General features: G+C 68.8%; 6 protein-coding genes, 1 tRNA gene and 1 pseudogene. 5 read left to right on the top strand and 3 right to left on the bottom strand.

Going from position 1 to position 6,232, the window contains the following annotated elements:
* From ACRDPS_RS05270 to pdxY, 4 genes and pseudogenes are all read left to right on the top strand, one after another.
* Positions 1 to 173 (top strand): annotated as a pseudogene (locus tag ACRDPS_RS05270) (uracil-DNA glycosylase); the annotation flags it as partial.
* 114 nt (positions 174 to 287) lie between these two features.
* Positions 288 to 851 carry a hypothetical protein gene (locus ACRDPS_RS05265; RefSeq protein ID WP_431500577.1) on the top strand — a complete coding sequence of 188 codons (564 nt, stop codon included), beginning with the start codon at positions 288 to 290 and terminating at the stop codon, positions 849 to 851.
* 50 nt (positions 852 to 901) lie between these two features.
* Positions 902 to 1,531 carry a rhomboid family intramembrane serine protease gene (locus tag ACRDPS_RS05260; protein WP_431500576.1) on the top strand — a complete coding sequence of 210 codons (630 nt, stop codon included), beginning with the start codon at positions 902 to 904 and terminating at the stop codon, positions 1,529 to 1,531.
* A 24-nt stretch (positions 1,532 to 1,555) separates the two neighbouring features.
* Positions 1,556 to 2,407 carry a pyridoxal kinase PdxY gene (gene pdxY / locus ACRDPS_RS05255; protein ID WP_431500575.1) on the top strand — a complete coding sequence of 284 codons (852 nt, stop codon included), beginning with the start codon at positions 1,556 to 1,558 and terminating at the stop codon, positions 2,405 to 2,407.
* Here the strand turns inward: pdxY and ACRDPS_RS05250 are convergent, their stop codons facing one another.
* Complete coding sequence (locus ACRDPS_RS05250) at positions 2,408 to 2,731, bottom strand: HNH endonuclease signature motif containing protein (protein WP_431500574.1); 324 nt, start codon at positions 2,729 to 2,731, stop codon at positions 2,408 to 2,410.
* A gap of 117 nt (positions 2,732 to 2,848) precedes the next feature.
* Positions 2,849 to 2,924: transfer RNA gene (locus ACRDPS_RS05245), tRNA-Thr, on the bottom strand.
* Between the two features lie 209 nt (positions 2,925 to 3,133).
* Here ACRDPS_RS05245 and ACRDPS_RS05240 point away from each other — a divergent pair.
* Positions 3,134 to 4,672, top strand: a complete 1,539-nt coding sequence (locus ACRDPS_RS05240; protein ID WP_431500573.1) for an alanine/glycine:cation symporter family protein — start codon at positions 3,134 to 3,136, stop codon at positions 4,670 to 4,672.
* Here ACRDPS_RS05240 and ACRDPS_RS05235 read toward each other — a convergent pair.
* Positions 4,669 to 6,162, bottom strand: a complete 1,494-nt coding sequence (locus ACRDPS_RS05235; RefSeq protein WP_431500572.1) for a metallophosphoesterase — start codon at positions 6,160 to 6,162, stop codon at positions 4,669 to 4,671. The genes ACRDPS_RS05240 and ACRDPS_RS05235 overlap by 4 nt on opposite strands.
* Positions 6,163 to 6,232: the final 70 nt, after the last annotated feature.

Below are 6,232 nucleotides of genomic sequence, written 5' to 3'. Positions count from 1 at the left end.
GGCACGCCCAGAACCTCGAGCCGAAGCTCGACCAGGTGCCCGCGATCAAGTCGGTCCACCCCTCGCCACTCTCGGCCCGCCGCGGGTTCTTCGGATCCCGGCCGTTCTCCCGCGCCAACGCGCTCCTCGCCGAGCAGGGTGCCTCGCCGATCGACTGGTCCCTTCCGGAGTGAACTGCCGGAGTGAACTGCCGGAGTGAACTGCCGGAGTGAACTGCCGGACCGAACTCGGGCTGACGTCCACCGACGCCGGTTAGGATCGGCCCATCGGCACTGAACGGGGGCCAGGTGGGCGAGAACAGGACTGGACCGACGCTGTCCGTCCCGCGCGGTGTCGCGGTCATCGGCACCATCGTCGCGGTCATCCTGGCCGTCTGGGCCGCCGCTCTCGGCGGCCGGCTCCTGCTGGACCGGGCGGGTCCGCCGGAGTTTCCCGACGGTGACGTACGTGACTGGGCGACCTTCGCCGACCACCTGATCCTCGGCACGGCGGCCGACGAGGACCGGTTCGACGTCGCGACGGTCCTGTGGACAAGGCAGGGGGCGCACCCGGTCGGCCGCCGGATCACGCTCGAGGCCGAGACGACCGAGGGCGAGGCGTACGCCGTGCCGATCGCCTGGCTCGATGACGGCGGCGACGACGGCCGCTGGGTGGCGCTGTCGGCCGATTCCGTCCTGCCGCTCCCCGGCGGGAAGATCATCGACTCCGGTGGCACCTGGGCCGCAGAGCATACCGGCGAGTCACCGCGAGCACTGGCGACCGAGCTCTACGAGACCGGCCCCCACCCGGCCGCCGTCCCCTATCTCTACGAGAGTCTCGAGCAACGGCTCGCCGCTGTGGAGTCGCGATAGGAGTGGTCGGCAGGAGCGGTCGGTAGGACGCTGTATGTAGGCTTTTGGGCGTGAGCCAGGCATCCCCCACGCGTACGCAACCCACCCACTGGCTCCGTGCCGGGCTCTGGGCCCTCGGTTTCGTCGCTCTGCTGTGGGTGCTCGAGGCCACCGACTACATCAGCGGACACCAGCTCGACACGCTCGGCATCGTGCCGCGCACCGACGCGGGGCTGCTCGGCATCGCCTTCGCCCCGGTGCTCCACTTCGGCTGGGCCCACCTCTACGGCAACACGCTGCCGGCGCTGATCCTCAGCTTCCTGGTGCTCGCCTCCGGGGTCGGCCGCGGGATCGTGGCGACGATCATCATCTGGGTGGTCGGAGGTGTGGGCGTCTGGCTGATGTCTCCCCCGGGCAGCATCACCGCCGGGACCTCGATGCTGATCTTCGGCTGGCTGGTCTACCTGATCCTGCGGGGCATGTTCAGCCATCGCGTCGGCCAGATCATCATCGGCGTGCTCATCTTCCTGGCCTACGGCAGCCTTCTTCTCGGCGTGCTTCCCGGGCAGGCCGGGGTCTCCTGGCAGGGCCACCTCTTCGGCGCCGTCGGTGGTGCGCTGGCCGCCTGGCTGCTCCACGACCCGTCCCAGAAGGCAGCGCAGAAGTCGCCCCCGAACAAGGCCCAGAAGAAGGCCGCCTGAGCCCGCGGGCGCAGAATAGGACCCATGCAGATCCTCTCCATCCAGTCGCATGTCGCCTTCGGCTACGTCGGCAACTCGGCGGCCGTCTTCCCGATCCAGCGGCTCGGTCACGAGGTCTGGCCGGTGCTCACGGTCAACTTCTCCAACCACACCGGCTACGGCGCGTGGCGCGGGCCCGTCGTCGCCGCCGACCAGGTCGCCGAGGTCATCGAAGGGATCTCGGAGCGTGACGGTCTCTCCACCGTCTCCGCCGTGCTGTCCGGCTACCAGGGCGATCCTGCCGTCGGCGCGATCATCCTCGACGCCGCCCGCCGGGTGAAGGCGCTCAACCCCCGCGCTCTCTACTGCTGCGACCCGGTGATGGGTGACGTCGGGCGTGGCATGTTCGTCCGCGAAGGCATCCCGGAGTTCATGCGGGACGAGGTCGTACCGGCCGCCGACGTGATCACCCCCAACCACTTCGAGCTCAACTTCCTGGCCGGCGTCGGGTCGACCGACACGCTCGAGGAGGTGCTCGCCGCCGTCGACGTGGTCCGTTCGAAGGGCCCCTCGAACGTCCTCGTCACCTCGGTGATCACCGAGGCCGACCCCACCCACCTCGACCTGGTCGCCGTCTCCGACGAGGGCGCCTGGTCGGTCACCACTCCCCTGCTGCCCATCTCGCCCAACGGTGGCGGCGACGTCACGGCGGCGGTCTACCTCTCCCACCTGCTCTCCACAGGATCGACCCCGACCGCCCTCGGCCACACCGCGAACACCCTCTTCGCGATCCTCGACCGCACCCTGAAGTCGGGTCGCCGAGAGCTCGAGCTGATCGCGAGCCAGGACGACATCGCCGACCCGCCGGCGACGTACGCGGTCACTCAGCTCCGCTGATCAGTAGGACTTGCCGTCGGCGTACCTCTGGCGACGCCAGGCGCGGCCCTTGCCGCGGTTCTTCGCTTTGTACGTCGGGAGCTGGCTGTCACAGTTCGGACAGAGAAGCCGGAGGTTCTCGCGCCTGTTGTTCGACGCGTCGCCGTCGATGTGGTCGAGCACGAAGGTCAACTCAAGGGCGTTCCATGACGCCGGACATGCGCATATCGCGCACAGACCTGCCTGGTCCTCCATCAGATGGAGCTTCACGTAGTGGCGCCGACTTCCGCTCAGCCTTGCCTCGCCGGTCGTCAACCATCGCTCGATCTTCTCGCGACGTTCCATCGCGCGCTGGCAAGCGTTGCTGCAGAACCTGAGTTGATGGCGCTTCAGAAGGGGCGCGCCACACCCCGTACAAACTCTCATGGCGGTGACACTAGATGTGACGACCGACAATCCTCGTGGAGCCGGTGACAGGACTCGAACCTGCGATCTTGGTCTTACAAGGACCCTGCTGTACCAACTCAGCTACACCGGCATGCCGCGCGTCTCCGAACGGCTGGACAATCGTAGCCAGTCGCGGACCGAAGTGCGCAGCCAGCGGGGCATCCGACCCGAGGAGAGCACCGTGTCGGTCTCACGAGAACCCCGCGACGTGACGTCGAGCACCCCTCGAAAACATTCGCCTGATCCAGGTCTGAGATGGTTCCCTTTCTTCCGATCGAACGGCACACGAAGGGAAAGCGGATGACGGACGTCTTGGGCGCGATCAGCGCGGTCATATGGAGTGACTGGCTCGTGTATCTCTGCCTCGCGGTGGGGGTGTTCTTCTCCATGAGGTCTCGGTTCCTGCAGGTGCGGCACTTCCCCGAGATGATCCACCTCCTGGCGCGCGGCGAGAAGTCGTCCTCCGGGGTCTCCTCGTTCCAGGCACTGGCGATGTCGCTCGCCGGGCGTGTCGGGACAGGCAACATCGCCGGTGTCGCGACCGCGATCGCGTTCGGCGGGCCCGGTGCGATGTTCTGGATGTGGGCGGTCGCGTTCCTGGGTGCCTCGACGTCGTTCGTGGAGAGCACGCTGGGTCAGGTCTACAAGACCCGCGACCCGCTGACCGGTGAATACCGCGGCGGTCCGGCCTACTACTTCAGCCAGGCGTTCGCGCACACCCGTGCCGGCCGCTACTTCACGATCTACGGGTTCATCTTCGCGGCCGTGACCGTGCTGGCGTGCGGCGTACTCCTGCCCGGAGTGCAGGCGAACTCGATGTCCGCCGCGATGACCAACGCCTGGGGAGTCCCGACCTGGGGCGTCGCGATCGCGACGGTCATCGTGCTCGCCTTCGTCGTGATCGGCGGGGTCAAGCGCATCGCGTCCTTCGCGACCCTGGTGGTGCCGTTCATGGCGGTCGCGTACGTCATCGTCGCCATGGTCGTCGTCATCGTGAACGCCGACCGGATCCCGGCGGTCCTCAGCGACGTCTTCTCGAGCGCCTTCGGCCTCCACTCCACGTTCGGCGCCGTGCTGGGTATGGCCGTGATGTGGGGCGTCAAGCGTGGCGTCTACTCCAACGAGGCCGGCCAGGGCACGGGCCCGCACGCGGCGGCCGCGGCCGAGGTCTCGCACCCCGCCAAGCAGGGTCTCGTGCAGGCGTTCGCCGTGTACGTCGACACCCTGTTCGTCTGCTCCGCGACCGGTTTCCTCATCCTCTCCACCGGTGCCTACCGCGTCTTCGAGGGCGGCAGCGAGAGCGGTGGCGTGCTCGCGGACGGTGGCGTTCTCGCCGCCGGGACCGAGGTCGGTCCGGCCTACACGCAGACGGCCTTCGACACCGTGTTCCCCGGCATCGGCGCGTCCTTCATCGCGGTCTCCCTGGCGTTCTTCTGCTTCACCACGATGGTGGCCTACTACTACATGGCCGAGACCAACCTGCGCTTCATCGTCGGCCGCTTCGCGACCGTACCGCTGGGCGGGCCGCGCGGCGTCTCGCTCGGGCGCTTGGTCACCCTGCTGCTGCAGGCGCTGATCCTCGCCGCCTCGGCCTACGGCTGCGTGTCGACGGCCAGCGACGCCTGGACGCTCGGCGACATCGGCGTCGGCCTGATGGCGTGGCTGAACATCATCGGGATCCTCGTCCTCCAGCAGCCCGCGTTCGCGGCGCTCCGAGACTACGAACGGCAGAAGAAGCAGGGGCTCGACCCGGTCTTCGACCCGCATGCGCTCGGCATCACCGGAGCCACCTTCTGGGAGACCTACGAGCACGACCGGTCTAGCCGTCAACGGGTCTAGCGGCTCGTCGGCGTGGGCTCGAGCGGAACGTACGTGTGAGCGGTGAGGGCACCGTTGGTCTCCAGCTCGACCGACTGGAGACCGACGGGGAGGCCGTCTGCGTACGTGATCAGGGTGACCTCGGCGGTGCGGCGGATCTTCCCCATCGCGAAGGCGTACGCAGCACCGCCGGTGGTGCCGTTGGTGTAGGTCCAGCCGATGTGGCCGTTCTCGCCCTCCACCTCGCCCGGGCCCAGGTGTACGTGGCGGTGACCACCGACGACGAGGGTCGCGCAGCCCCTGCGCAGCGTCTCCCGACCCAGCGAAGGGTCGTGGACGAGGAGGGTCGCGATCGGCGTACCGTCCTCCATCGAAGCGCAGGCGATGTCGGCGAGCTTCGAACCGGCCTCCTCGAAACCGATTCCCTGGTCATCGACCCAGTTGCCCAGGCCGCTGGTGCGCGGGTCGGGAACACCCAGGAGCGTCGAGTCACCGGGCCCGTCGACGACCTCGCCGTCGAGCACCGTCCAGCCCTTCTTAGCCAGGTAGTCGCCGACCGTCGGGCCGTGGTCGTGGTTGCCGGTGACCGCCCACTTGTCCAGGCCGTCGCTCGCGTCGGTGAGCGAGTCGAGGGAGAAGGTCTCCCAGTCGGAGCCGGTCGACGTGTCATCACCGGCGTCGAGGATCCCGGTCGCGCCACCCTCGTCGGCGACCGCGCGGACCACGGCGTCCATGCCGACGTTGTCGTGCCGGTCGGAGACGAGGATCGCCACCGTCTCGTCCGCGGACGGCTGGCGAAGGTCGAGGTCCGGCACCTCGGCGACCACCTTCTCGTAGAAGGTGCGGCTGGAGTTGTAGGTGTCGACGGCGCTGGCCACCAGGCGACGGGTCTGGTTCGCGTAGGCGTCGCCACGGACCTGCACGCCGCCCAGCTCGTCGGGTAGCGGGATCTCGGGACCGAGGAAGTCGGACAACGGGGTCCAGTCGCCGGCGACCGGGCCGGCCTCCTTGTCCGCGGCCGGGGGCCCCGGCTCGCCCCAGGGCTGCCAGACGGCGGCCACGAGCACGGCCACGGTGACCACGCCGACGCCTGCGGTGGTGAGGCCATGCCGCGTACGCGCGCTCTCCTTGACGCGTCCGACCAGGTCAGCACGGCGCCGTGAGCCGGGCAACCACCACACCAGCACTCCCCCGGCGACGATCGCCAAGGAGGCCGCGGCGCCACGGACCGCTGCCGCGACGAGCATCGACTCGACCTGTTCGACCACGACCGCACGCTGACCGTCGGGCGCCGACCCGAGGACCGCATAGCGCTCGAAGAGCTCGTCCATCGAGTTCAGCTCGGTCTTCCCGAGGGTCACGTCGACGCCGACCGGGCCGGAGACGTCGAGGCGTACGTCCGGCAGCACCGGTCCGGTATGGATGATCGCCTTGCCCGTCAGCGTCGGGCGCAGGACCGAGTCGTGGCCGGCCAGGACCACCTGCCGTTCGCTGGACAGGAAGAGCCACACGCTCGATCCCACGGCCAGCGCGAGCCACAGCACTCCTAGCCCCGCCCAGCAGGCGAGGCCACGAAGCAGG

It is taken from the genome of Nocardioides sp. (genome assembly GCF_050699375.1).
Lineage (GTDB): Bacteria > Actinomycetota > Actinomycetes > Propionibacteriales > Nocardioidaceae > Nocardioides.
Note: the sequence above shows the minus strand (reverse complement) of the source record. Positions and strands in the feature narration are given on the sequence as shown.